This window comes from Methylobacterium sp. BI1, assembly GCF_056680125.1.
On sequence record NZ_CM155267.1, the window covers coordinates 1 to 24,795 of the forward strand.

20 protein-coding genes are annotated in these 24,795 nt (G+C 68.3%); 6 read left to right on the forward strand and 14 right to left on the reverse strand.

Annotated features, from left to right (window positions below):
• The first annotated feature begins 29 nt into the window (after positions 1–29).
• Complete coding sequence (locus AC1MGR_RS00005) at positions 30–473, forward strand: DMT family transporter (RefSeq protein WP_480233264.1); 444 nt, start codon at positions 30–32, stop codon at positions 471–473.
• A 102-nt stretch (positions 474–575) separates the two neighbouring features.
• On the opposite strand, the gene AC1MGR_RS00010 is transcribed toward AC1MGR_RS00005, so the two are convergent.
• The 11 genes from AC1MGR_RS00010 to AC1MGR_RS00060 all read right to left on the reverse strand — a co-directional run bounded on the left by AC1MGR_RS00010 (position 576) and on the right by AC1MGR_RS00060 (position 12,330).
• Positions 576–926, reverse strand: a complete 351-nt coding sequence (locus AC1MGR_RS00010) for a Rieske (2Fe-2S) protein (protein WP_480233265.1) — start codon at positions 924–926, stop codon at positions 576–578.
• Entirely contained in the window at positions 898–1,602 is a 705-nt protein-coding gene (locus AC1MGR_RS00015; protein WP_480233266.1) for an ABC transporter ATP-binding protein, read from the reverse strand. Before AC1MGR_RS00015 ends, AC1MGR_RS00010 begins: the two co-directional genes overlap by 29 nt.
• Positions 1,595–2,410, reverse strand: coding sequence for an ABC transporter ATP-binding protein (locus AC1MGR_RS00020; RefSeq protein WP_480233267.1), 816 nt, complete (start codon positions 2,408–2,410; stop codon positions 1,595–1,597). Before AC1MGR_RS00020 ends, AC1MGR_RS00015 begins: the two co-directional genes overlap by 8 nt.
• Positions 2,407–3,459, reverse strand: coding sequence for a branched-chain amino acid ABC transporter permease (locus tag AC1MGR_RS00025; protein ID WP_480233268.1), 1,053 nt, complete (start codon positions 3,457–3,459; stop codon positions 2,407–2,409). The genes AC1MGR_RS00020 and AC1MGR_RS00025 overlap by 4 nt, the downstream gene beginning before the upstream one ends.
• Complete coding sequence (locus AC1MGR_RS00030; protein ID WP_480233269.1) at positions 3,456–4,328, reverse strand: branched-chain amino acid ABC transporter permease; 873 nt, start codon at positions 4,326–4,328, stop codon at positions 3,456–3,458. The genes AC1MGR_RS00025 and AC1MGR_RS00030 overlap by 4 nt, the downstream gene beginning before the upstream one ends.
• Before the next feature lie 73 nt (positions 4,329–4,401).
• Positions 4,402–5,559: an ABC transporter substrate-binding protein gene (locus AC1MGR_RS00035; RefSeq protein ID WP_480233270.1), complete on the reverse strand. Its 1,158-nt coding sequence runs from the start codon at positions 5,557–5,559 to the stop codon at positions 4,402–4,404.
• Between the two features lie 79 nt (positions 5,560–5,638).
• Positions 5,639–6,868, reverse strand: coding sequence for a xanthine dehydrogenase family Fe-S subunit (locus tag AC1MGR_RS00040; protein ID WP_480233271.1), 1,230 nt, complete (start codon positions 6,866–6,868; stop codon positions 5,639–5,641).
• The gene (locus tag AC1MGR_RS00045; RefSeq protein ID WP_480233272.1) at positions 6,865–7,758 is read right to left on the reverse strand and encodes an FAD binding domain-containing protein; all 894 of its coding nucleotides are present in this window, start codon (positions 7,756–7,758) and stop codon (positions 6,865–6,867) included. The genes AC1MGR_RS00040 and AC1MGR_RS00045 overlap by 4 nt, the downstream gene beginning before the upstream one ends.
• The gene (locus tag AC1MGR_RS00050; protein WP_480233273.1) at positions 7,755–10,127 is read right to left on the reverse strand and encodes a xanthine dehydrogenase family protein molybdopterin-binding subunit; all 2,373 of its coding nucleotides are present in this window, start codon (positions 10,125–10,127) and stop codon (positions 7,755–7,757) included. Before AC1MGR_RS00050 ends, AC1MGR_RS00045 begins: the two co-directional genes overlap by 4 nt.
• The gene (locus tag AC1MGR_RS00055; RefSeq protein ID WP_480233274.1) at positions 10,124–11,047 is read right to left on the reverse strand and encodes an alpha/beta hydrolase; all 924 of its coding nucleotides are present in this window, start codon (positions 11,045–11,047) and stop codon (positions 10,124–10,126) included. The genes AC1MGR_RS00050 and AC1MGR_RS00055 overlap by 4 nt, the downstream gene beginning before the upstream one ends.
• 8 nt (positions 11,048–11,055) lie before the next feature.
• Complete coding sequence (locus AC1MGR_RS00060; protein ID WP_480233275.1) at positions 11,056–12,330, reverse strand: amidohydrolase/deacetylase family metallohydrolase; 1,275 nt, start codon at positions 12,328–12,330, stop codon at positions 11,056–11,058.
• A 140-nt stretch (positions 12,331–12,470) separates the two neighbouring features.
• On the opposite strand from AC1MGR_RS00060, the gene AC1MGR_RS00065 reads away from it, so the two are divergent.
• The 4 genes from AC1MGR_RS00065 to AC1MGR_RS00080 all read left to right on the forward strand — a co-directional run bounded on the left by AC1MGR_RS00065 (position 12,471) and on the right by AC1MGR_RS00080 (position 16,950).
• Complete coding sequence (locus AC1MGR_RS00065; RefSeq protein ID WP_480233276.1) at positions 12,471–12,992, forward strand: MarR family winged helix-turn-helix transcriptional regulator; 522 nt, start codon at positions 12,471–12,473, stop codon at positions 12,990–12,992.
• A 1,252-nt stretch (positions 12,993–14,244) separates the two neighbouring features.
• Entirely contained in the window at positions 14,245–14,625 is a 381-nt protein-coding gene (locus AC1MGR_RS00070) for a hypothetical protein (RefSeq protein ID WP_108037708.1), read from the forward strand.
• Between the two features lie 115 nt (positions 14,626–14,740).
• Positions 14,741–15,196, forward strand: a complete 456-nt coding sequence (locus AC1MGR_RS00075; protein ID WP_480233277.1) for a lipocalin-like domain-containing protein — start codon at positions 14,741–14,743, stop codon at positions 15,194–15,196.
• A gap of 98 nt (positions 15,197–15,294) precedes the next feature.
• Positions 15,295–16,950, forward strand: coding sequence for an acyl-CoA synthetase (locus tag AC1MGR_RS00080; RefSeq protein ID WP_480233278.1), 1,656 nt, complete (start codon positions 15,295–15,297; stop codon positions 16,948–16,950).
• Positions 16,951–16,984: 34 nt separating this feature from the next.
• On the opposite strand, the gene AC1MGR_RS00085 is transcribed toward AC1MGR_RS00080, so the two are convergent.
• The 3 genes from AC1MGR_RS00085 to AC1MGR_RS00095 form a co-directional block, all read right to left on the reverse strand.
• Entirely contained in the window at positions 16,985–19,957 is a 2,973-nt protein-coding gene (locus AC1MGR_RS00085; protein WP_480233279.1) for an Eco57I restriction-modification methylase domain-containing protein, read from the reverse strand.
• Positions 19,958–20,390: 433 nt separating this feature from the next.
• A complete protein-coding gene (gene typA / locus AC1MGR_RS00090; protein ID WP_480233280.1) occupies positions 20,391–22,211 on the reverse strand; it encodes a translational GTPase TypA in 1,821 nt (606 codons plus the stop codon).
• A gap of 157 nt (positions 22,212–22,368) precedes the next feature.
• On the reverse strand, positions 22,369–23,691 hold the full coding sequence (locus AC1MGR_RS00095; protein ID WP_480233281.1) for an MFS transporter: 1,323 nt from the start codon (positions 23,689–23,691) through the stop codon (positions 22,369–22,371).
• A gap of 150 nt (positions 23,692–23,841) precedes the next feature.
• On the opposite strand from AC1MGR_RS00095, the gene AC1MGR_RS00100 reads away from it, so the two are divergent.
• The gene (locus AC1MGR_RS00100; RefSeq protein WP_480233282.1) at positions 23,842–24,741 is read left to right on the forward strand and encodes a LysR family transcriptional regulator; all 900 of its coding nucleotides are present in this window, start codon (positions 23,842–23,844) and stop codon (positions 24,739–24,741) included.
• Positions 24,742–24,795 lie beyond the last annotated feature (54 nt).

The window sequence follows — 24,795 nt, forward strand, 5'->3', positions numbered from 1 at the left end:
CAAGGGATCACTTATGTCGGACAAGTAAAATGTGGTATCTCTACGGCTTCGTCCTGCTCGCAGGCGTCGCCAACGCCGTTCAGGCTGGTCAGAACGGGGCTCTGTCGAAAGGCCTCGCGCAGTCGCTGACCGCTGGCCTCATTGTTGTGGCAGGTACAGCCACCTGTATTCTGGTCGTTGGCCTGATTACGGGGCGGCTGACGTGGCCCTCTCTCGACCAAGCGGTTCAAATGCCCTGGTGGGCTTGGTTCGGCGGCCTGATGGGTGGCGGGATCATCCTTGCCCAGTTCTTCATCGTTCGGCAGATTGGCGCCGCCGCCTTCCTTGGAATGTTCGTCACGGCCGGCGTCGTCACTTCGATCCTACTGGACCATTTTGGCTGGGTTGGCTTCGAACAACACCGAGCGGGCTTAGGCCGCATTGTCGGCGCCCTCTTGATGATCGGCGGTGTCGCACTCGTTGGTCTCTGCTGATCCCGGGAACGGGTTAGCCAGCCAAAGCGCCTGCCTGACCGCTAGAGTGTTCCTGAAACGAAACGGCGGAAATTTCGCCCAGGTGCTGTTCGTCTCGAAGCACTAAAGGCCTCCGTCGATGCGGACTACGATCGTGGATCCCTCGATGCGGACCGGATAGGTGCGCAGGTCCCGAAAGGACCATCCCGGTGAGACAGCCCCACCCGGCAGGGTGAACCAGGCCAGGTGCCGGGGACAGAACAGGCGCCCGGCGGCGCAGCGCCCCAGGGCTAGGTCCGCGCCCTCGTGCGGACAGGCCCGGTCGGCGACGAAGATCCGGCCCCCGTCCTGGACGAGCACGAGATCGAGGCCCGCTACGCGGACGGGGAGGATCGCACGGTCCGCCAGCGCCTCGATCCGGCAGGCCCGGACCCAGGTTCCCGCCTCAACCTCCAAGATAGGCTTGACGCACATGGGGGTCTGCGATCAGCGTCGCGCCCGGCCCCGAAAGGACGATGCGGCCGGTCTCCAGGAGGTAGGCATAGTCGCAGAGCTCGAGGGCGGCGAATGCGTTCTGCTCCACCAGGAGGACCGTGGTGCCGGTGTCGCAGATCGCCCGGATAACGGCGAACATGCGCTCGACGATGTTGGGCGCGAGGCCGAGGGAGGGCTCGTCGAACAGGACCAGTCGCGGGCGGGACATCAGTGCGCGCCCAATCGCCAGCATCTGCTGCTCGCCGCCCGAGAGGGTGCCGGCCGCCTGATGCCGGCGCTCGGCGAGGCGCGGGAACTCGCTGTAGATCCGCGCCAGATCGGCGGAGACCCCGGCAGGGTCGCGCCGCAGGTAGGCGCCCATAGCGAGGTTCTCGGCGACGCTCATCTGCGGGAAGACGCGGCGTCCCTCGGGGCAATGGGCAATGCCGTGGGCCAGCACCTTGCGCGGATCGGTGCCGGTGATGTCCCGGCCGGCGAAGTGGATGCTGCCCGCGCGCGCCGGGATCAGGCCCGAGACCGCCCGGAGCGTCGTCGACTTACCGGCGCCGTTGGCCCCGACCAGGGCCACGAGTTGGCCCTCGTCGACCCTGAGTGAGAGGCCCTTCAGGGCGGTCACCGTGCCGTAGCCGCAGACGAGGTCGCGGATCTCAAGCATTAGCCGCCTCCCGGACGGATTGCGCGGCCGCGCGGGCTGCACTGCCCTGGCCGAGATAGGCCTCGATCACGGCGGGATCGGACCTAATCACCGCTGGCGGCCCCTCCGCGATGAGGCGGCCATAATTCAGCACCACGATGCGGTCGGAGACCTCCATCACCATTGGCATATCGTGCTCGACCAGCAGCAGAGTGACGCCCCGGTCGCGGATCGCGCGGATCAGGCGGACGAAAACCTGCGTCTCGGACGCGTTCATGCCCGAGACCGGCTCGTCGAGGAGGAGCATGGCGGGCTCGGTCGCGAGCGCTAGCGCGACCCCAACGAGGCGCTGCTCACCGTAGGCCAGGGCCCCGGCCTTCTCTTGGGCCCGGCCAGAGAGGCCGACCCAATCGAGAAGTTCGCGGGCACGGTCGCGCAGGGCCGCCTCACTGGCGCGATCCCGCCTGAGCAGCGTGTCGACGAGGCGCGCGCGGCTGCGGCGGTGGAGGCCGATCATCACGTTGTCGAACACCGTGTCGTCGGGAAACACGCTGGTTCGCTGGAACGTCCGGCTCAGGCCCAGCCGGACGATCTCGTGGGGCTGCAAGCCGTGCAGGCTGGTGCCGCGGAAGCGGACCTGTCCCTGACTGGGCTTCAGAAATCCGGTCATCACGTTGAAGGCCGTGGTCTTGCCGGCGCCGTTCGGGCCGATCAAGCTGACGATCTCGCCCGGATGGACGTCGAAATGCAGGTCCGCGATGGCGACCAAGCCGCCGAAGCGCACGCCGACATGGTCCACGGAGAGGATGGGGACTGCGCGTTCGCTCATGACCGAACCTCCGCGGGGACAGGGCTGGAGGACGCCGCTGCGGGACGGCGGCGTGCGACGAGGCGGACGAGGCCTGGAACGATGCCCTTCGGCATGACGAACTGGATCCCGATCAGCACGAGACCGAACACCATCCACTGCGCCTCCGGCACCATGACCGGGCGCAGGGCGACGGGAAGCAGGCCGAAGATCAGGCCGCCGACGACGGGGCCGAGCAGCGTGCCCTTGCCGCCGCCCACCACCATAATGACCATCGTCACCGTGGTGGAGAACAGGAACACGTCGGGGTCGATGATGCGCAGGTAGTGAGCGTAGAGGCTGCCCGCCGCTCCCGCCATCGCTGCCGAGATTACCGCCGCGAGGGTAAGCGTGCGCGTGGCGTTGATGCCGAGCGAGAGGGCGAGGGACTCGTTCTCCTTCAGGCCACGCATGGCCCGGCCGAAGCGCGAGGCCACGAGGCGCGCGATGAGGACGTAGCAGAGCGTGCCGACGGCGAGGACGAGGTAGAAGTTCTGCAGCTTCGTGCGCAGGACCGTCGTGCCGAGGCCAGGAAGCCAGAAGCCGAGGGGCGGGATCCCCGTGAGGGCCAGGGGACCCTGCGTCAGCTCCACCCAGTTGAGTGCGACGAGGCGCACTACCTCGGCGAAGGAGATCGTCACGATCACGAAGTAGGCGCCGCGCACCCGGAAGGAGAGGCGTCCGACGAGGTAGCCGCAGGCGGCGGTCGCCAGCACGGCGAGACCGAATCCGACGGCCGGCGGCCACGGCTCGTGCACGACGCGCAAGCCGCCGAAGAGCTCGACCTCGAAGCCGAGGCTCGTAAGGGCGCTGACGTAGGCGCCGATGCCGAAGAAGGCGATGTGCCCGAGGCTGAGCTGCCCGGTGAAGCCGAGGAGCAGGTTCAGGCTCATGGCCGCGATGGTGACGATGCCCGTCGTGATCAGCGCGTTGAGCAGGTACGGGTCGTGGCCGAGCGCGAAAGGCAGGGCGGCGAGCGCCGCCAGGAGGGCGAGGGCGGGGAGGTGGCGCGTCCTGGAAGGCTGGGTCATCCGATGCGCTCCGCCTTGGCGAACAGGCCGGTCGGCTTGAAGATCAGCACCGCAATGATGATCAGGAAGCCCATGGCGTCCCGGTAGCCCGAGGAGATGTAGCCGGCGCCCAGTTCCTCGGCGAGCGCCAGGATGAAGCCGCCGATGGCGGCGCCGGTGACGTTACCGAGGCCGCCCAGAATGACGATGGCGAACGCCTTCAACTCAGCCATGCCACCCATCTGCGGGAACACGACGTAGACCGGGCCGAGCAGGGCCCCGGCCGCCGCCGCGAGACTCGAACCCATGGCGAAGGTCGCGGTGTAGATCAGCCGCACGTTGACGCCCATCAGGGCGGCGGTGTCGTGGTCCTGAAAGGTGGCCCGCATGGCGAGCCCGAGCCGGGTGCGGTTGATCAGCCAGTAGGTCAGCCCGATCAACACAAGGGCCGCTCCGAGCACGAACAGGCGCAGCCAGGACACCGATATGGGGCCGAGCTGGAGCGGCGCGTCAGGGAACGGCGTTGGAATCGACTTGGCGACGCCGCCGAAGAGCCAGAGCGTGCCCGATTGTAGGACGATGCCGGCCCCGATCATGACCAGCATGGTGGTGTCCATGTCCGCGCCGCGCAGTGGGCGCAGCAGGGCTAGGTCGAGGACCGCCCCGAGGAGGAGGCCGCCGAGGATCGCCGTCGGCAGGGCCGCGAAGAAGTTGAGACCCAGGGCCGTCACCGCCAGGTACATGACGTAGGCGCCCACCGTGTAGAGCGCCCCGTGGGTGAAATTCACCACGTTCATGATGCCGAAGATCAAGGTCAGGCCGATGCCCAGGAGGGCATAGGTGCCGCCCAGGATCAGGGTGTTGAGGAGGTGCTGCAGAAATTCGTTCATGAGGGCCCTCGCCGGAGCGGACGGGAGCTCGGCCGCCCCGCAGGCGGGCGGCCGGGCATGGGAGCGGCCGGCGTTAGAGCTCGGGGACGACAACTTTGCCGGCGTCGATCTTCACGAGGTAGACGTCCGGCTTGCTTTGGCCGCTCTCGGACCCGGACGGGCCGGCCTTCGCGAAGCGGATCGGACCGTTGAGGCCGGTGAAGTCCACCGACCAGAAGCCCTTGCGAATCGCGGCGGCGTCGGCGGCGCCGCCCTTCTCGATGGCTACCGCGATGGCGCGGATGCCGTCGTAGCCGCGGAAGCTCTCGGTGACGCCGGCGAACTCGAAGCCGCGCTTCTTCCACTCGCCGATGAAGTAGGCCGTCGCCGCCGGGTTCGGGGTCTTCTCGGGGTACCAGGGCAGGAAGGTGGTCAGGTGCATCGTGCCATCGGCCGCAGCCCCCGCCTGGGCGATGATCTGGTCGGGGTTCTGCGAGCCGCCGGTGGTGATGACCCGCTTCTTCAGGCCGAGGGCCGCCATCTGCTTGAATAGCAATGTGAGCTGATCGACGGCGGCGGTGATCATGATGGTGTCGGCATCCGACCCCTTCAGCTTGGAGAGCTGGGCGCTCATGTCCTGCGCGCCCTGATCCATGGTCTCCACGAGGCCGACGCTGACGCCTTTGCCCTTGAGCATCTTGGTGAAATCGGCGGCCGCCCCCCGGCCCCAGTCGTTGTTGATGGCAAGGAAGTCGACCTTCTTCAGGCCAATCTTCTCCACCAGGGGCGCGAAGGCTTCGGCCTCCAGCGCTGAGGGCGGCGAGATGCGGAAGACGAACGGATTGCCCGAGGTGGTGATTTTGCCGGAGGACGAGGTCTCCACCAGCATTGCTGTCTCGTAATCGGCGAGCTTGGGCATCACCGCCAGGGTGAGGCTAGATCCCCAGGCGCCCATTAGCACCGGAGTCTTGTCGCTGGTGATCAGCTTCTCGGCCACCGCCGCGGCTTCGGTGGGATTGCTCTTGTTGTCCTCGATGACGAGTTCGAGCGTCCGGCCCAGGACGCCGCCCTTGGCGTTGATCTCGTCCGCGGCGATCTTCGCGCCGTTGACCACGTAGGTGCCGGAGGCCGCGAACGGGCCGGTCAGGGGCTGGTTGACGCCGATCCGGATCGCCTGGGCCTGGGCAAATCCTGCCGAGAGGCTGAGCGCGAGCGTGAGGGTGGGGAGTCTCGTGAGGCTGCTGCGCGTCATGGTGGGCTCCGGTCTCGGTGGGCGGATGGGAAGGCGAGGGCGGTGTGGCGAAGGCGGTCTGGCGACGATGGAGGGGCGCTCAGGGGCGCCGCAGCGGCGCCAGGAGGGCGGCGAGGCGCCGCCGCAACGGCGCCAGGAGGGTGGAGAGCAGGAGGTGCAGCGGGTTCAGGCCGGTTGTCTTAGGAGCCGGAGCGCCTGAGAGCCGGGCCTCGAGGTTCCGGGTGAAGTCCGCACCGAGCCGTCCGGCGAGATCGCGTACGAGCCCGGGCCGGCCGAACTGCGCCAGCGGTCCCTTGAGGGTGTAGCCGATGGCGAGATCGACTCGGGCCGTGCCGGCTTCCTCGCCCGCCATGACCCGGTAGCAGATCTCGCCCTGAGTGGCCGACCGGCCGCCGGCATCGCTGCCCGCGCCTACGATGCGCCCCGACCGGGCCTCTTCGTCCCGGCTGATGCGGGCTCGCCCGCGGAATTGCGCCGCGATGGGGCCGATCCGCACCTGGAGGGCGCCCTCGACGGCATCCGGCCTCGGTGGACCCGTCAGCACCGCCCCGGGCAGGCAGGCGGCCACGGCCTCCACGTCGCCGAACGCGGCGAAGACGATCTCGGGCGAATGCGCCACCTGAAACGACTGTTCGAAGTGGTGGGCGGGCACGAAATCCGCCCCAAGATTCGCAGTCGGCAGCGTAGCCTTCGCCGGAGGGCTCGCCGCGGCGCGGGGCAGCGGGGTTCGAACCGCCGCGACGGACGTGCCGGGGCGGGCCCCGACGGGTCCGAGAGGGCGATGCGCACCGGTCTCCGGCGCGATGCCCCTGGCCCGGCGCTCGGCGATGACGCTGTGCACGGCCCGGACGATGCCAACATAGCCGGTGCAGCGGCAGAGGTTGCCGGAGAGGCCGGCCCGGATTCGGCGCTCGTCGGCCTCCGGCAGGCGCAGGACGAGATCGCGGGCGGCGATGAGCATGCCGGGCGTGCAGTAGCCGCACTGCAGGGCGTGCTCGCGGTTGAACGCGGCGCGCAGCTCGCCGGCGACCGGATCGTCGTCGAGCCCCTCGATGGTAACGATTTCGGCGCCAACGCAGGCCCCCGAGAAGGTGAGGCAGGCGCGGGCCGGCTCGCCGTCGAGGAGCACCGTGCAGGCGCCGCAGACCCCGTGCTCGCAGCCGAGATGCGTGCCGGTGAGATCGAGGGCGTCGCGCAGGACGTCGCCGAGATGCGTGCGCGGCTCGGCGCGCAGGCTCCGGGCCCGGCCGTTCACGGTGAGGTCGAGGGGAAGGCGGTCGTCGCGAAGGGCGGCCGATGCGGTACTCATGCGGCCTCACTGACGGTACGAGTGGGGGACGGTGGCAGGGCGGTGGAAGGGCGCGGGGCTGCAGCTTGGGCGACGGCGCGGCCCAGCACGGTGACGTGGACGTGGCGTGCCACCGCGTCCGTCATGCCGGCCTGCCGCAGGACAGCCTCGGCGGCGTGGGCGTCGAAGCGCTCGCCAAAATCCCGGTCAATGCGGCCGCCGAACAGGTCGCGCGGGTCCGGGACCAGCAGGGGCGCGCGCTCGATGGCGCCGACCACCACCCGGGCGCGTCCCGTATCGGGCTCGATCCGCACGGCGCCGATGGCGTGGGCGAACTCGCCAATCTTGGAGCAGTGCTTGGCGTAGCCCCAGGCGGCGCCGGGACTCAGGGCGGGGATCCGCACCGCCACCAGCATTTCGCCAGGTGCCAGGGCCACGTCGAGGGCGCCGGTGACGAAGCGTTCGAGGGTCAGGCGCTGCCGTCCGGAGGCGGTGGCCAGCTCGACCTCAGCGCCGAGGGCGATCAGCGCGCTGACCCAGTCGGCAGCGGGATCTGCATGGACCAGGGATCCGCCGATCGTGCCTCGGTTGCGCACCGGTCGGTAGGCGATCGCCGTCGCCACGCGGGCCATCGCCCCGCCGGTGAGGTCCGGAACGCGCCCGTCCTCGATGTCCGCGTGAGTGACGCAGGCGCCGAGCACCAGGGTGTCGCCCTCGATCGCCGCACGGCGCAGCTCGGGGACGCCCGTGATGTCGAGGACGCGGCCGGGCTCCGCCAGACGCAGGTTGAGCATCGGGCCGAGGGACTGGCCCCCTGCCATCAGCTTCACGCCGTCCCCGGCCTCGGCCAGCCGCGCCAGCAAGGCAGCAAGGTCGCCGGGGCGCTCGTAGGCGAAGCGGGCGGATTTCATGCGGCCTCCTGGGGGCGTGCAAGGGCGGCTGCGCGGGCCTCCAGCACAGCCTCGACGATGCGATGCTGGCTCACCGGTGCATGCAGCATCGTCGCGCCGAGGGGGCGCAGGGCGTCGTTGATCGCGTTGGCCAGAGCCGCCGGCGGTGCGATCGCCCCGCCCTCGCCGATGCCCTTCACGCCGAACTGCGTGTAGGGCGAGGGCGTCGCCATGTGGTCGATGCGCGGCTCGGGCACCTCGGCGGGACCCGGCAGGAGGTAGTCGGCGAAGGTCGAGGCGAGGGGCTGCCCGCGGGCATCAAAGCACATCTCCTCGTAGAGGGCCGTGCCGATCCCCTGCGCGAGGCCTCCATAGATCTGGCCGTCGACCACAAGCGGGTTCACCAGAGTGCCGCCGTCCTCGACGATGACGTAGTCGAGGATCTCCACCGCACCGAGATCAGGGTCCACCGCGACGACGGCCGCGTGAGCCGCGTACGAGAAGGTGCCGGAATCGCGCTGGGGCTTGTAGCCGGCGGTGACTTCGAGCCCACCGGCATCGACGTCGCGGGCGAGATCCTGCGGGCGCCGGTACCAAGTGTGCGCGATCTGCGCGAGACCGATGTCACCCGAGGGACCGACGACGCGGCCAGCCTCGAAGCGGCAGGCCGCCGGGTCGGCCTGGAGCAGGTGCGCGCCGATACGCAGGGCGCGGTCGGCGAGTTCGCGGCAGGCCGCCGCCACGGCGCCCCCCGCCATCACCATCACGCGCGAGCCCCAGGAGCCGGTGGAGTAGGGCGTCATCGCGGTGTCCCCATGAACGACCCGCGTCCGTGACACCGGCACCCCGAGGATCTCGAGCGCCACCTGGGCCAGGGTAGTCTCCAGCCCCTGGCCGTGAGAATGCGCTCCGATCCGGAGTTCGAGGCCCCCGTCGGGCGTCAAGCGGGCGCCGGCCTGCTCGTGGCCGGGCACCATGGGGATGCCCCAGCCGGAATAGACTGACGTGCCGTGCGCCGCCTGCTCGCAGTAGATCGACAGCCCGAGACCGATCCGGCGCCCGTCGGGCTCGGGCGTCCGCTGGCGCGCCCGCACGGCCTCGACGTCGATGGCCACGAGGGCGCGCCGGAGTGCCTCCGGGTAATCGCCGCTGTCGAAATGCTTTGCCGTGATGTTGTCGAAGGGCATCTGGTCGGCGCGCACGAGGTTTTTCTCGCGGATCACCCAGGGCTCCAGGCCGGCCTCGGCCGCCACGGCATCGAGGATCAGCTCCATCGCGAAACAGACGCCGGTGCGGGCGACCCCGCGATAGGGCAGGATCGGGCACTTGTTGGTGGCCACCGACCAGGTCCGGCAGCGATAGGACGGGAAGTCGTAGGGGCCGGGCAGGATGCTCGCCACCTGCGCGGCCTCGAGGCAGGCCGAAAAGGGGTAGGCCGAGTAGGCGCCGGAATCGACGGTGGCCTCGCAATCGATGCCCCGCAGGGTGCCGTCACGCTCGGCGTAGGCCGTGATGCGGTAGTGGTGCTCGCGACAATTGGCGTTGGCGGTGAGGTGCTCGCGCCGGTCCTCGAGCCAGCGGACCGGATGGCCGACCCTGAGCGCCAGCCAGGCGAGGCAGACGTCCTCGGCGAGCAGGATGGCCTTGTAGCCGAAGCCGCCGCCGACGTCGGGCGAGACGATACGCAGGCGTCCCTGCTCGATCCCGAGACATTCGGACAGGCCGTTGCGCACGATGTGCGGCATCTGGCTCGCCGTTTGGACCACAAGCTGGTCGAGGCGGTGGTCGAGATGCACCACCGTGCCCCGCCCCTCAATTGGCGCCATGCACTGGCGGCCCGTGGAGAGGGTCCGCGAGACCCGGATCGGCGCGTCGAGGGCGGCCGCGAAATTCACGTCAACGAAGGTCTCGAGGAAGACGTTGTCACCCCAGTGCTCGTGGACCAGGGCGGACCCCGGCGCGCGGGCCGCCTGCATGTCGTGGACCGCCGGCAACTCCTCGAGGTCGAGGACGACGGCCGCGGCGATGTCCTCGGCCTCGGCCCGGGTCGGGGCGAGGCAGATCGCCAGGAGTTCGCCGACCTGGCGCACCTTGTCCTTGGCCAGGACCGGCTGCTCGGAGACCTTGAATCCGGCGAGCCCCGAGACAGCCCGGATCGGCTGCACGTCCGCGAGGTCGGCCGCGGTGAAGACCTGCCCGCGATAGGCCTCCGGGACCTGGATGGCCCGGATGCGGGCATGCGCGAGGGGGCTGCGCACGAAGGCAACGTCCTGCAGGCCGGGCAGGCGCAGGTCGCCGACATACTGTCCGCGCCCGCGCATAAGGCGATCGTCCTCCTTGCGGGGCAGGCGGGCGCCGACGCCCTCGGTGAGCGGGCTCGCATCAGTCATGCGGACGGACCTCCGTCGGACAGGCCCGCGACGAGGTCGCGGGCGGCACGGACCAGGGCGCCGCCGGGGCGGCGCAATTCGTTCAGGATCGAGAAATGTTCGGCACCGGCCACGGGCAGCAGGGCCCCTGGCGCGTGATGGGCGCTGCGCAGGGCATGTAAGTCGCGGGCATCGCGGACCAGAGCCGGGCGTTCGGCGGTCCCGTAGGCGATGGCCAGGGGCTTGGCCACGACGGGCTGGCGCAGGGGCGAGAGACCCGCGACCTCCGCATCGGTGAGGCAGAGGGCCTCGTTCAGGCCCGTGTCGCGGATCGGTCCGAGCTCGTAGACGCCCGAGATCGCCAGCCCCGCCACCACGGCGGGGTGATGGAGTTGCAAGGCGGCGAGATGGGCGCCGGCCGACCACCCAGCGAGCACCAGGGGACCGGCAATGCCGTGCGCCGGTCCGTGCTCGGCCAGCCAGTCGAGGGCGAGGCCGATCTCCGCGACGATCCGGGTGAGGCTCGCCTCTGGTGCGAGGGTATGGCCCGGCATCGCCACGGACCAGCCTGCCGCGGCGGGCCCCTCGGCGAGGCATGCGAAGAGATCGCGGGAATTGCGCTGCCAGTAGCCGCCATGAATGAAGACGAGGCAGGGTGCGGCCGAGTCGGCGGCCGGGTAGAGATCGAAGGCCGTGCGCGGCGCGGTCGCATAGGAAATGTCGAGCGCCGCGGGATGCGCTGCCCGGTAGACTGCGGAGGCCGCGTTGCGCGCGGCCGCCTGGGCGGCGGCATCGGGCACCGCGCCGTTGTTGTCGTAGGCGGCGTCGCGGGCGGCCCGGTCGAGGCGCGCCCAAGCGCGCCGGGGGTCGGGCGGCAGCGGGGTCTCCGGCGTCTGGTGGTCGCCCATGCTGTCGTTCTCCCTGCGGTCGTATGCCTGCATGCCCGGGATCAGGCCGCGATGGCCTGGGGCAGGATCGGCGAGTCGGCGTCGAAGCGCTTGCCGGCGCGCAGGCAGAAGGCCGGCTGCAGCAGACGCTGGGCGATCACCTGCGTGTCCTCGTTGTCGCGCAGGAGGAAGCGGCCGCGATGATCGTGCAGCACCGAGACGTCGGCGGCGAAGCCCGGGGTCAGGGCGCCGATGCGATCGGAGAGGCCCAGCATTTCGGCTGGGTGCTGCGTCACCATCGGCACGACCTGTTCGAGGCTGAGCCCGAGTGCCATCATCGAGCTCATGGCCTGGGTCAGGCTGAAGCGGGCTTGGCCGAGGAAGGGGTGGTTCTCGTCGTCGTGGTGCTCGTCGGGCGTCCCCGCCGGCCGCGGCACCTCGGTGTTGTAGCCGTGCATGTCCGCCCCGAGGGTGTAGGGCACGACGCCCGCCGGCAGGGAGGCGCGAGCAACCCGGTAGGAGAAGTGGCTGCCATGCCCGACATCGACCCGCAGGCCAGCGTCCATCGCCGCCCGGATGATCGGGTGGACCACACCCTCTTCGTTGATGAAGCCGCCGGGATGGCGGGTGAACGGGTGCGCGAGGTAGTCCCCGGGGCGCAGCAGCGGGATCACCCGCTCCATGATCGTGTTGGCGTCCTCGCCGTTGGCGCCGCTCTCGGGCAGGCCCCAGAGCTGGCCGAAATGCACGTAGAGCGGCAGGTCGGCGCGACGGCTGATCTCGGCCGCCATCTCCATAACCTTGATGCCCCAGCGGGCGAACCCGCCGATCTCGGCGTGCCCCTTGATGCCGCGCACCAGATCGCGGTTCTCCACCGCCGACTTCACCGTGGCGTCGATGTCGACGCCGTCCGGGCTATAGAGATTGGGATAGAAATGTCCTTCGAGACCGCCAACCAGATAGGCCGACAGGAAGGCGTAGATCCGGGTCTCGGCTGGCTCGGCAATGAAGTGGCGGAAACCCGGCAGGGTCATGCAGGACGCGCCGCCCTGGTCGATCACCGTGGTCACGCCCGAGCGCACGCCGACCATGTCCGGCGGCAGGCCGAACCGGCCGGTCACGTACTGGTAGACGTGCCCATGCGTGTCGATCAGGCCCGGCAGGACCAGCTTACCCGCCACGTTGACCACCTCGGTGGCTGCAGAGGGAATGATGCTGTCCGCAACCGCGGCGATCCGCCCATCACGGATGGCGACGTCCTTGAGGCCGTCGATGCCCGAGGCCGGGCAGATCACCCGGCCGCCGCGCAGCAGCATGTCGTAGCGTCCATCGTCCATTCGGCGTCCTCCAGCGTCTCGCATCGGCCTGCGCATCGCCTGGACGGGCAGATGCGAAGTATGCTTCGCATCTGCCTCAAGCATGGTATGTGCCAGGCGCCGTCCGGGATGCGGATCGCACGGGGAGGCACAGAACGCGGATGGACGAGATCGGGCCGGTCGATGCCGGGACGGCACTATCACCGGAGCGCATTCAGGAGCGGGGGCGACCCTGGCCCCTGCCGGAGCGACCGGGTTTTCTGATGCGGCGGCTGCATCAGATCCACGTCAGCCTCTTTTCCGAGCGTTGTGGCGCATTCCGCGTCACTCCGCTGCAGTATAGTCTGCTCTCTCTGCTGGCAGAGCGGGGCGAAGCCGATCAGACGACCTTGGCCAATTCGGTCGCCTTGGACCGAACGACGACGACCGGGGCTCTGAAACGCCTCGAAGCCCGCGGCTTCATCGAACGGACGGCGTCCCCAACCGACCGGCGCGCCCAGTGCTGTCGCCCGACCCAGGCGGGGCGCGATCTGCTCGAGCGTATGGAGGAAGCCGCACGTCAGGCGCACGACGCGACCCTCGAGCCCCTCACGGGTCCCGAGCGGGAGACCCTGATCCGGCTGATGAAGAAGATCACCACAGCCCATCAGCAGCAGCAGGGCGGCGAGGGTGTCGTGATCTGAGGCAGCGTCACTCGCTACGGAAGGTATACATCGGAAGAGCCGTTCTCTTTAGTCCAAAGCGTCTCATTCCAAGCTTGTATGTGTAAAGGATGAAGACAGCTTCGAACCAGACGCTGCTAATAAGTAGTGGGAGCTGACTTAACCCATCGCTAGAGAAACGGATTAACGTCCTATGCCATATATTAAATTGGGTCTCCCAGAAATTTACGCGCTAAGCACAATATTACTAGCGGTAAGCACCAGCAAATCTGACATCCGTCACCAAACGAGTAATGAAATTTACAGAACTGGGAATTTAAAACTAGGCCTGACGTGCTTAATATTCCCAAAAAGGACAGACACTAAGACTTGATCATCTTCCAAAACATCTGAACTGGCGCGCCGTCGAGACACATTACGGCCGCATCAAGAATGCCGAAAGCGTAATCGATTTTGCGGAACGTATGCGGCCGCTTCTCCGGCAGTGGATCGTCCAGCAACTCGATATGCTAGATGGGGCCATCCTCGCCGGCAACAGGCTCATGAACCACGCTACAAACGATCTTGTCGCCAAGGAGAAGGTTGTAGCTACCAGGCGCAAGTGTTAAAGACTGTATCTTCATTGGGCCGCTCCGGATTGCTGGGAAGAACACATTGAGTGTTTGACCGCCGACATGGTCGAATCCTCGTCGGCCTCGCTGAGGGCGTCGATGGCGCGGTGCCGGCTTCGTTGCCGATCCAGCCCTTCGCCTTGCGCGCCAGAATTACCCGGTTGAACTCGACGCCGGAGGCCTTCGTCAGGCTGGCGGCCAGCTTCGTCCAGCCGCTCATTGAGCCGCCTGTCCGGACGGAAGGGAAGACGAGATAGATCGTTTGTCCCAATGGCGGAGATCCAGCAGGCTTTGTAGCTGAGCCATTACGCGTACCTTGTGCCCACGGGGGCCTGCCTCACGAAGACCGACGGCAACTCGAACACGTCGAGGGCATGGTCAGCTTCTGTTTCATCGATCGGGAACCTGTAGGCAGCACATGGGCAGCACGGTTTTCGCAAACCTGCCGAACGCCGCATATCCGATATTATCCTGATTAGACAAACCGAAACAGCAGGTTACGAGTGATGATATATACCGCCGCACACCTCTATGCACCGGGTGCGACACTTTTGGTAATCAGGAAGTCGACAGTTCAACCCGTTCCAGCAGCACCACCTTTCCCAAGCAAAACCAATAGTCCGGTGCGGCAACCCGTAGCTTTCAGGATCGATGCTGCCGTGATGCGGTCTCTCGCACTCGCGGCGCTGCTCACCGTCGCTGCGGCTTCCAGCGCCCAGGCCGAGCCAGCGTCGACGCTGGCGGGGCTCTGGCAGCGGCTGGGGGCTTGTTCGCAGGCGGTCGGCGGCTCGGCCGAGTCGGCGGGGTCCGATGTGACGGTCCTGTTCAGCATCAAGCGGGATGGGAGCCTGCAGGGGCAGCCGCGGATCACCCACGCGACGCTCAGGGGCGATGACGGGGCGCAGAAGGCGTTCCTCGCCGAAGTGCTCAGGGGCATCGCCAGTTGCTTTCCCCTCGCGATCACGGATGGCCTCGGCGGCGCCGTTGCCGGCCGCCCGCTGCGTCTGCGCGTGATGAACCGCGCACGGGAGCGCGGGGCGTAGGTCCCGCGTTAGATCCGCGGCCCGTCCTCGGTGCAGGGCGGGCCCAGGCGGCTTCGATCCTTGCCCCTCTCCCGTCAGGACCACAACAGCCGCCGCATCCCGGCACGGAGGGACGATGACCGGAACCTTGCACGCGCAGCTGATCGGAGCCTGGACGCTGGTGTCGTATGTCGAGCGGCCCACCGACGGCTCGGCCCCGTCCTATCCGCTGGGCGAGAACCCGTGGGGGCTGATCCTGTACACCCCGGACGGGTACATGTCGGCGCAGCTGATGCGGCCGGATCGTCCCGCTTTCGCCTCCGGGGACTGGTTCGTGGCCACGCCCGAGGAGTTCGCCGCGGAGGCGTCCGGGTACATCGCCTATTCCGGCCCGTTCCGGATCGAGGCGGACGGGCTGCTCTCCCACACGATGGCCGTGTCGCTGTTCCCGAACTGGCTCGGGCAGACACAGCCGCGCCTCGTCTCCCTGGAGGGGGACACCCTTCGCCTGAGCACCGCGTCGCCGATCCGCTCCGGCGGCCGAGAGGTCACCTACCACCTGATCTGGCGTCGCGCCGGCGCCGCCCGTTAGGGCCTGCCACATCGGCCGAGGCCCGCTGTGGGCGACGATCCGCGGCGATTTGTCGGAATGCCGCGACGCGGTACTCTCTTGGCCAGGGAGATACGCCGATGACCACCTCAACGACGGCCGACAGGGCCGCGCCATCCATCTATGACCGGGACCTCGACCGGAATCCGGCGAACTACCAGCCGCTGACGCCCCTGAGCTACCTCGACCGGTCGGCGCGGGTGTTCCCGGATCACTGCGCGGTGATCCACGGCCCCCTGCGGCGCAGCTACGCCGAACTCTACGCGCGCTGCCGCCGCCTCGGCGCGGCCCTGGCGGCGCGCGGCATCGGGCGCGGCGACACCGTCGCGGTCATCCTCGCCAACACGCCCGAGATGATCGAGGTCCATTACGGGGTGCCGATGACCGGCGCCGTCCTCAACACCCTGAACACCCGCCTCGACGCCGCCGGCCTCGCCTTCTGCCTCGACCACGGCGAGGCCAAGGTGCTGATCACCGACCGGGAATTCTCGAAGGTCGTGGCCCCGGCGCTGGCCCAGGCCCGGGTCAAGCCCCTGGTGATCGACGTCGACGATCCGGAATTCACCGGCCCCGGCACGGCGGTGGGCAGCCTCGGCTACGAGGCGCTGCTGGCGGAGGGCGACCCGGCCTGGGACTGGGCGATGCCCGGCGACGAGTGGGACGCGATCTCCCTGAACTACACCTCGGGCACCACCGGCGACCCGAAGGGCGTGGTCTACCATCATCGCGGCGCCGCCCTGCTCTGCCTCGGCAACGTCATCACGGGCCATCTCGGGCAGCACCCGGTCTATCTCTGGACCCTGCCGATGTTCCACTGCAACGGCTGGTGCTTTCCCTGGACCTTGTCGGTGGTCGCCGGCACCCATGTCTGCCTGCGCCAGGTCCGCGCCGGGGCGCTCTACCAGGCCCTGGCCGAGCACGGCGTGACGCATCTCTGCGGTGCGCCGATCGTGATGCAGCTGCTCCTCAACGCCCCGGAATCCGAGCGCCGCCCCCTGCCCCGGCGGGTCGCCTTCCTGACGGCGGCCGCGCCGCCGCCCCAGGCGGTTCTCGGCGCCATGGGGGCCGCCGGCTTCGACGTCACCCACCTGTACGGTCTCACCGAGACCTACGGCCCGGCCGTGGTGAACGCCTGGCACCGGGACTGGGACGCCCTGGATGCGGATGCGCGCGCGGAAAAGATGGCGCGCCAGGGCGTGCGCTACCCCGTGCTGGAGGGCTTCGACATTCGCGATCCCGAGACCTGCGAATCCGTGCCCGCCGACGGCGCGACCATGGGCGAGGCGATGTTCCGCGGCAACGTGGTGATGCGCGGCTACCTGAAGAACCCGAAGGCGACCCAGGCCGCCTTCGCGGGTGGCTGGTTCCGCTCCGGCGACCTCGGGGTCAAGCACCCGGACGGCTACATCCAGCTCAAGGACCGCTCGAAGGACATCATCATCTCGGGCGGCGAGAACATCTCCTCCATCGAGGTGGAGGACGCCCTGTTCCGCCACCCCGCCGTCTCCGCCGCCGCGGTCGTCGCCCGCCCCGACGCGAAGTGGGGCGAGACCCCGATGGCCTTCGTCGAGCTGAAGCCCGACGCCACCGTGGAGGCCGACGCCCTCATCGCCTGGTGCCGCGAGCGGCTGGCGGGCTACAAGCTCCCACGCCACATCGTGTTCGGCGAACTGCCCAAAACCTCGACCGGCAAGGTGCAGAAGTACCTGCTGCGGGAGCGGGCGAAGGAGTCGTGAGCGGCGGAGGAAAACCGTCATCCTCCGCTCTGGGTCAGGGGGCCGCGAAGCGGCGATGCACCAGGGCCGCTTCGGGTGGGGTCAGGCGGTAGAGCGATTCGATCGTCCGATCGAGGCCGGCCCGGATCTGGTTGAAGCGCTGGGTCGCGTCCGTCCGGACCTTGACGCTCGGGCTGCCATGGATCTGCACGCCGAGTTGGAGCAAGTGACCGACCTGCGCGACGATCGCCGCATGGGTCCGCGCCTCGCCGGCATCTCCCAGGTCGAGCAACCGGATCGGCAGGGCGGCGAGCTCGTTCGTCCCGACATTGTTGTTGGAGCTGGTGAGCTGGAAGCGCCATTGCAGGAGCCGGCTGTTCAGGCAAGCCAGGATGTATTCCGGCGCCAGGTCACAGGTCGGAGCGACGACGACCGCGTTGGTCGAATCGGCGAAGTACCAGCCCGGCTCCGAGAGGGTCGCGACGATCCGATGCCGCTCGTCGACGCCGGTGATCCTCTGCGTCGCGATGCGGCGGACGCCGACGGCATCCGGCGTGACATGGGTCTGCTCGTAGTGCGCACGGTCGAACCATTCGACCCGCCCCTGGCTGAGGGTGCGGTGGATCGCGTAGGCGGAGACCTCGACGCCCTTCAGGAGTCGGCTGTGCCTGGGATCGTCCGTGATGCAGGCGCGGTAGATCGTCTGGTTGATCTCGCCCCGGGCGATCCGGATGCCCGCGATCCCGTCGAGGCGTGCGACCGAATTCGATTGATGCAGCTTCTTGGCCAGTTCCCACGAGGCCTGATCGGTGATCGGGATCGGCAGTCCCTGCGGATCGATGGCCGCCAATTCGCTCCGGCGCATCGTGACGTCCCGGTAGGGATCGTCGAAGGACGCCCGGGGATAGACGTGAAGGTCGATCCGCGGGTTGTGCCTGCGCCGGGTGGGTGAGCGCTTGCGGCCTCCGACGACCACCGTCGACAGCTTGGCATCGTAGAAGACGCGATGCTGGCGCATGTCCTTCTGCGGAAACGCCCGCACGTTCAGCTCGTCGACCTGATCGAGGACCGCGAGGCGCGTCCGCTTGCAGCTGAAATCGGCCAGGAGGGCCATGGGCACGATCATGCCCAGGGACCCGTTGTGCCTGACGAGCTGCAGACTCTGGATCAGAAAGAACCGGAACAGGTTCAGCTTGCCGCCCTTGGCGGCATCCAGCCGATCCGTCCGGGTGAGGTAAGCGCGGAAGACGTCGTGGGGCCAGGAGGCCGCGCCGCGCGCCTTCTCGATGACGTCGTAGGGCGGATTGCCGATGACCGCGTCGAACCAGCCGCGGGCATGGACCTCCGGAAACGACAGCTCCCAGGAGAACGGCTTCGCCTCGGTGATCGGCAGGTCGGCCTGCAGGAGCGCGTAGGCATCCTGCCCGAGGAGGCTGTTCCCGACATGGATGTTGCCGGACAGGTCCGGCAGGAACGTCTCGTTCGGGAACAGAACCCTCTGCCGCCCCAGGGTGGATTGGGTCTCGCCCTCGAGGATCTTGAGATAGATCGACATCTCCGAGACTTCGATCGCCTGGCGATCGATATCGACCCCGAAGATACAATCCTTGGCGATGCGCTTCTTCAGCTCGCTGGTCAGCTTCAGGTCGCCATGCGCGTCGAGATAGACGGATTTTCCGTCCCGCTTGTCCGCGTTGAGATGGTAATAGTGGATATGCGCCTGGAAAAGCTTCTCCAGCGCACGGATCAGGAAGGTCCCGGAGCCGCAGGCCGGATCGAGGATCCGGATCCGGCGCATCTGTTCCGGCGTCTTGCCGTCGAGGAGCGGCGCCAGGGCGCCGTCGACGATGTGGGCGACGATGTGCTCGGGCGTGTAGAAGACGCCGCCCTGCTTCCGGATCTCGGGCTTCGGGGTCACGTTCCCCTGTTCGTCGATGATCGAGCCGAGAAAGCGCTCGTAGACGGACCCCAGGATCTCGATCGGCAGGGTGCTGAAGAGATAGGGGGACTCGTCCCCGGCGAGATGATCGATGAAGTCGGCGAGCCACCGGTCGTCGACCACGCAGGACTCGACGAAGTGGGACGGCGCTCCGGCCCGCCCATAGAGCCCCCCGTTGAAGGCCGCCCGCATGTTCGCCTGGTTGCCGACGATGAGGGTCCACAGGTCGCCCTTGCGTCGTCCGTGCCGTTCCCAGAGCGCCAGCGCCTGCCGGAGCGTCTGGAAGGTATCGATGTCGCGGTCCTCGCAGACCCTCTGGAAGATGAGGCGATCGAGGATCACCTGGACGGCTTCGTTGATCGACGCCACGTCCCAGTGCAGGGCGGCGTTGTGCCGGATCAGGGACTTGGCCAGCCGGGCGCGCTCGCCTTCGAGGTATTGCAGGAAATCGGTATCGACGGCCCGATTGCGGTCCGGCTTGATCAGCCAGAGTTGCCGCTCGGTCCGCGAGATGACCTTGGGCAGGTCCTGGATGAAGGCTTCCAGGGAGCCGGCGGCGACGGCTGGCCGTGACAGCAGATCCCAGATCTTCGGCGCCGCATCCAGGTAATCCTGGTAGCAGAGGCGCCAGCCCGGCACGACGCTGAACGGCTTCTCCCGACTCGGCTTCCCCCCGACGACGAACAGGTTCAGCTCGTCGAAATTCGTGGTCAGGCCGATCCAGAGACGCAGGTTGTAGACGTAGTTCTGCAGCTGGAAACGATGGTTCTCCAGCTTCTCGGGAAACTTCTTCGCCTCGCAGACGAACCGATCGAACCCGCCGATCCGAAACACGTAATCGGCCTTGCCATTGATGACGCCATCATAGGCCCTGTACTCGACCCGCACGTCCCGCATGAAGGGCGGGTCGTCCTTCGTATTCCTGACGTCCCAGCCCAGCGCCTCGAAGAACGGATCCAGGTACTCGTTCCGGAGAGAGTACTCGTCCAGCCCTTTGCGATACTCCGAACGATACTTCGCGAAGCGCTGGCACAACCGGTCCAGGACGACGAGAAATTGATCGAACTCGCGGCCTCGCTGCAGGTCCATCCGATACACTCCAACCCTTCCGCATCCATCTCGACCGCGTGGTCCGGCGTCAGCCGATCACCGGACCGGCACCGGGGCGAAGACGAACAGGCCCGGTCGCCTGCCGGGTCTTTCCGCCCGGCGTTGCGGGGCACCACCGTGCGGGCGCCCGCGAGCCGCGCCCGAACGAACCGGGCAGGCTCGGATGGACCGGTGCCCGACAGGATCTGGTTCGACGCGGGGGTGAGCCGGGGAAGCCCATGGGGCCGGGTCGATCGGGGGCGGGACGATTGGAGGCAGGAACGCTGACCATGATCCAACCTAACGTTGGATAAAAATATATTCTAGGTGTTATTTGCGGTCATGCGCGTTGCGCGGGAGGCACGACGAAAAACGAAAAAAGGCCGGGCTTTCGCCCGGCCTCCCGTCATCTGTGCTTGAGAAGGGTGTGTGCTTAGGCGACGCCGCCCGAGCGCTCGAAGCGCTTGCGCTCGTTGGGGTCGAGGTAGGTCTTGCGCAGGCGGATGGACTTCGGCGTGACCTCCATCAGCTCGTCGTCCTGGATCCAGGCGAGCGAACGCTCCAGGGTCATGCGGATCGGCGGCGTCAGGCGCACGGCCTCGTCCTTCGAGGTGGTGCGGATGTTGGTGAGCTTCTTGCCCTTGAGCACGTTCACCTCGAGGTCGTTCTCGCGGTTGTGCTCGCCGATGATCATGCCCTGGTACACCTTGGCGCCGGGCTCGATCATCATCGGGCCGCGATCCTCGAGGTTCCACATGGCGTAGGCCACGGCCTCGCCCTTGTCGTTCGAGATCAGCACGCCGTTGCGACGGCCGGGCATCTCGCCCTTGTAGGGCTCGTAGGCCTTGAACAGCCGGTTCATGATCGCGGTGCCGCGGGTGTCGGTCATGAGCTCACCCTGGTAGCCGATCAGGCCGCGGGTGGGCGCATGGAAGACGAGGCGCAGGCGGGACCCGCCCGACGGCTTCATCTCGATCATCTCGGCCTTGCGCTCGGACATCTTCTGCACGACGACGCCCGAGTACTCCTCGTCCACGTCGACCACGACCTCCTCGACCGGCTCGAGAACGTTGTCGTTCTCGTCCTTGGAGAGGACCACGCGGGGACGCGAGACGGCGATCTCGAAGCCCTCGCGGCGCATGGTCTCGATCAGGATGGCGAGCTGGAGTTCGCCGCGGCCCGAGACGAAGAACGAATCCTTGTCTGCCGCCTCCTCGATCTTGAGCGTGACGTTGCCCTCGGCCTCCTTGAACAGGCGGTCGCGGATCATGCGGCTCGTGACCTTGTCGCCCTCGGTGCCGGCGAGCGGCGAGTCGTTGACGATGAAGGACATGGTGACGGTGGGCGGATCGATCGGCTGGGCCTGGATCGGGGTCTCGACCTGCGGATCACAGAAGGTATCGGCCACGGTGCCCTTCACGAGGCCCGCGATGGAGACGATGTCGCCGGCCTCACCCACGTCGATGGGCGCGCGCTCCAGGCCGCGGAAGGCCAGGATCTTCGAGACGCGGCCGGTTTCCACGAGCTTGCCCGTGCGGTCCATGACCTTGATGGCCTGGTTCGGCTTCACGGTGCCGGAGGCGATGCGGCCGGTGATGATGCGGCCGAGGAACGGGTTGGCTTCCAGCAGGGTGCCGAGCATCCGGAACGGACCCTCCTCGACCTTGGCCTGGGGCACGTGCTCCAGCACGAGGTCGAACAGCGGCGCGAGGCCCTGGCTCTGGTCGCCGTCGGGGGCCGTCGCCATCCAGCCGGCGCGGCCGGAGCCGTAGAGGATCGGAAAGTCGAGCTGCTCGTCGGTGGCGTCGAGGGCGGCGAAGAGGTCGAACACCTCGTTCACCACCTCGGTGATGCGGGCGTCCGGACGGTCGACCTTGTTGATCGCCACGATCGGCTTCAGGCCGATCTTGAGGGCCTTGCCGACCACGAACTTGGTCTGGGGCATCGGACCCTCGGCCGCGTCGACGAGCACGATCACGCCGTCCACCATCGAGAGGATGCGCTCCACCTCGCCGCCGAAATCGGCGTGGCCGGGGGTATCCACGACGTTGACGCGGGTGTCCTTCCAGACGACTGAGGTCGCCTTGGCCAGGATGGTGATGCCGCGCTCCTTCTCGAGGTCGTTCGAGTCCATGGCGCGTTCCTCGACGCGCTGGTTCTCACGGAACGATCCGGACTGCGACAGCAGCTTGTCGACGAGCGTCGTCTTGCCGTGGTCGACGTGGGCGATGATGGCGATGTTGCGAAGCTTCATAGGGTATCCGGAAGCGAGAAGAGCCCGTCACGCGACGGGCCGCAGGAATGCGGCCGGCTGCGCCGGGTCACGGGATCGAGCTATCGCGTCGCAATATAAGGTGTGGGGCTCCGGGGCAAGGGGCGACCGCCGCCGGGGCGAGCATGCCCCACCCCCGTCAGGCGCGGGCGAGCTCCAGGCGCGAGGCCCGGGTCCGGTAGCGCCCGAGCGCGGTGACGCAGACGAACGAGATTGCCGCGAGAGCGGTGCCGAAGGCGGCGATGGGCCACCAGTGACCCTGGAAGCGCTCGGCCAGGATGGTGCCGATGATCGGGGTCAGCCCGCCCGCCACCGCGCCGCAGACCTGATAGGCCACCGAGATCGCGGTGTAGCGTACCCGGGTCGGAAAGGCGCCGGCCACGTAGCCGGCGATGACCGCGTAGAAGGTGGCACTGCCGACCACGTTGAGGGCCAGCCCGAGCATCAGGGCCGGGACGGAGCCGAGATCGACCAGCAGGAACAGGGGATAGGGCGCCAGCATCGCCCAGATCAGGGTGCCCTGGAGGAAGAGGCGCTCGTTGCGGATGGCCTCGGCGATTCGCGCGCCCACCGGCGTCATCACCAGCTGGACGCAGGCCGCCACCAGCAGCGCGTCGAGGATCGTCGCCCGGGGCAGACCGAGATACTGAGTCGTGTAGGTGATCATGAAGGTGTTGAAGAGGTAGACCGAGCCGATCGCGAAGGTGTTGGCGCCCGCCGCCAGGGCCAGCGGCGTCAGGCTGGTGGCCAGGACCTCGCGGATCGGGGCCGGGGCCGCCGCACGGTTCTCCGCGGTTCTGGCATCCTGGAAGTCCGGTGATTCGCCGACGCCAAGGCGGATGAACAGGCCGACGCCGAGCAGCACGATGCTGACGAGGAACGGCAGGCGCCAGCCCCAGGCGAGGAAACTCTCCTTGTCCATCAGCCCGGCGAGGCGGAAGGCCAGCAGCGACAGGATCTGCCCGGCCGGGCTGCCGAGCTGGGCGAAGGAGGCGAAGAAGGTCGCGCGCCCCTTCGGCGCGTGCTCGGCCGCGAGCAGCACCGCCCCGCCCCACTCGCCGCCCACGGCGATGCCCTGGAGGATGCGCAGGCACACCAGTGCGACCGGCGCCCAGATCCCGATGCTGGCATAGGTCGGCAGCAGGCCGATGCCGGTGGTCGCCAGCCCCATCATCACCAGGGTGACGACGAGGGCCCGCTTGCGCCCGAGCCGGTCGCCGATATGGCCGAAGACCAGTCCGCCGAGCGGCCGGGCGAGGAAGCCCACCGCGAAGGTGCCGAAGGCCGCCAAGGTCGCCACGAACGGCGTCGCCTCGGCGAAGAAGAGCGGCCCGAACACCAGCGCGGCGGCCGTGCCGTAGATGAAGAAGTCGTACCACTCGATCGTGGTGCCGACGAAGGCGGCGATGGCGGCCCGAGCGGGCTGGCGCGGCGCAGACTCGGGGGATGGGCTCGAACGCATGCGCGGCTCTCTTCTGGGGAAACAGGGCCGGGCCGCCCAGCAAGGGACGGACCGGGCGCGGCCGGCCCCAGCTTGCCCCGTCGCGCGCACCGATGCGAGAGTTCCTGGCCCGTCGCCGGAGCACGTGCGGGGCGGGGCCGAAGGACGACGATGGAACTCAAGTTGATCGAGGACTTCATCAGCCTCGCCGAGACCCGCAGCTTCTCGCGCTCGGCCGAGGCGCGGTTCGTCACGCAATCGGCCTTCAGCCGGCGAATCCGGTCGCTTGAGGTCTGGCTCGGCACGGTGCTCCTCGACCGCAGCACCTACCCGATCACGCTCACGGCGGACGGCCGCCAGTTCCTCGAGACCGCCGAGGAGGTCCTGCGCCTCCTCACCCTCAGCCGCGCCGACTTCCGCAATCGCAGCGAGCGCTCCAGCCTGCCCGTGGTGACGATCGCCGCCCTCCACTCTCTCTGCCTCTCCGTCCTGCCGCGCTGGCTGAACGGCATCCGCGAGGCGGTGGGACCGATGGCGAGCCGGGTCCTGCCGGACAACTTCAACATCTGCGTCCAGGCCCTGGTGGAGGGCGGCTACGACCTCCTGTTGACCTATCACCATCCGGGCATCCCGATGCCCCTCGACCCCGAGCGCTATCCCCACCGGGTCGTCGGGCGCGACAGCCTCGTGGCGGTGGCCGCCCCGAACGGCTTGCCCCCCGACCGCGAGGGACGGCTCCCGCTGCTGCAGTATTCGCGCGGCTCCTTCCTCGGCCTCCTCGCCGCCATCGCCCAATCCGCGGAGGGCGCGCCCGTCACCTACCCGATCCACACCAACGAGAATTCCATGGCCGAAGCCCTGCGCTCCATGGCGCTGGCCGGCCACGGCGTCGCCTGGCTTCCCGTCAGCCTGGTGGCGGGCGAGATCGCCTCCGGCGCCCTGACGGTCGTCAGCTCCGAGATGCTGATGGAGATCCGCCTCTATCGCAGCGCGGAGCGTGCCTGGCCCTTCCTCGATGCGGTCTGGGCCGCCGCCGCCCTCGACGAACCAAACTATGCATTGCAGGAATAATCTCGGTCGAAACTAGCATTGGCGCCGGCGTCGAGCCGGGACTACTGCCCTCCC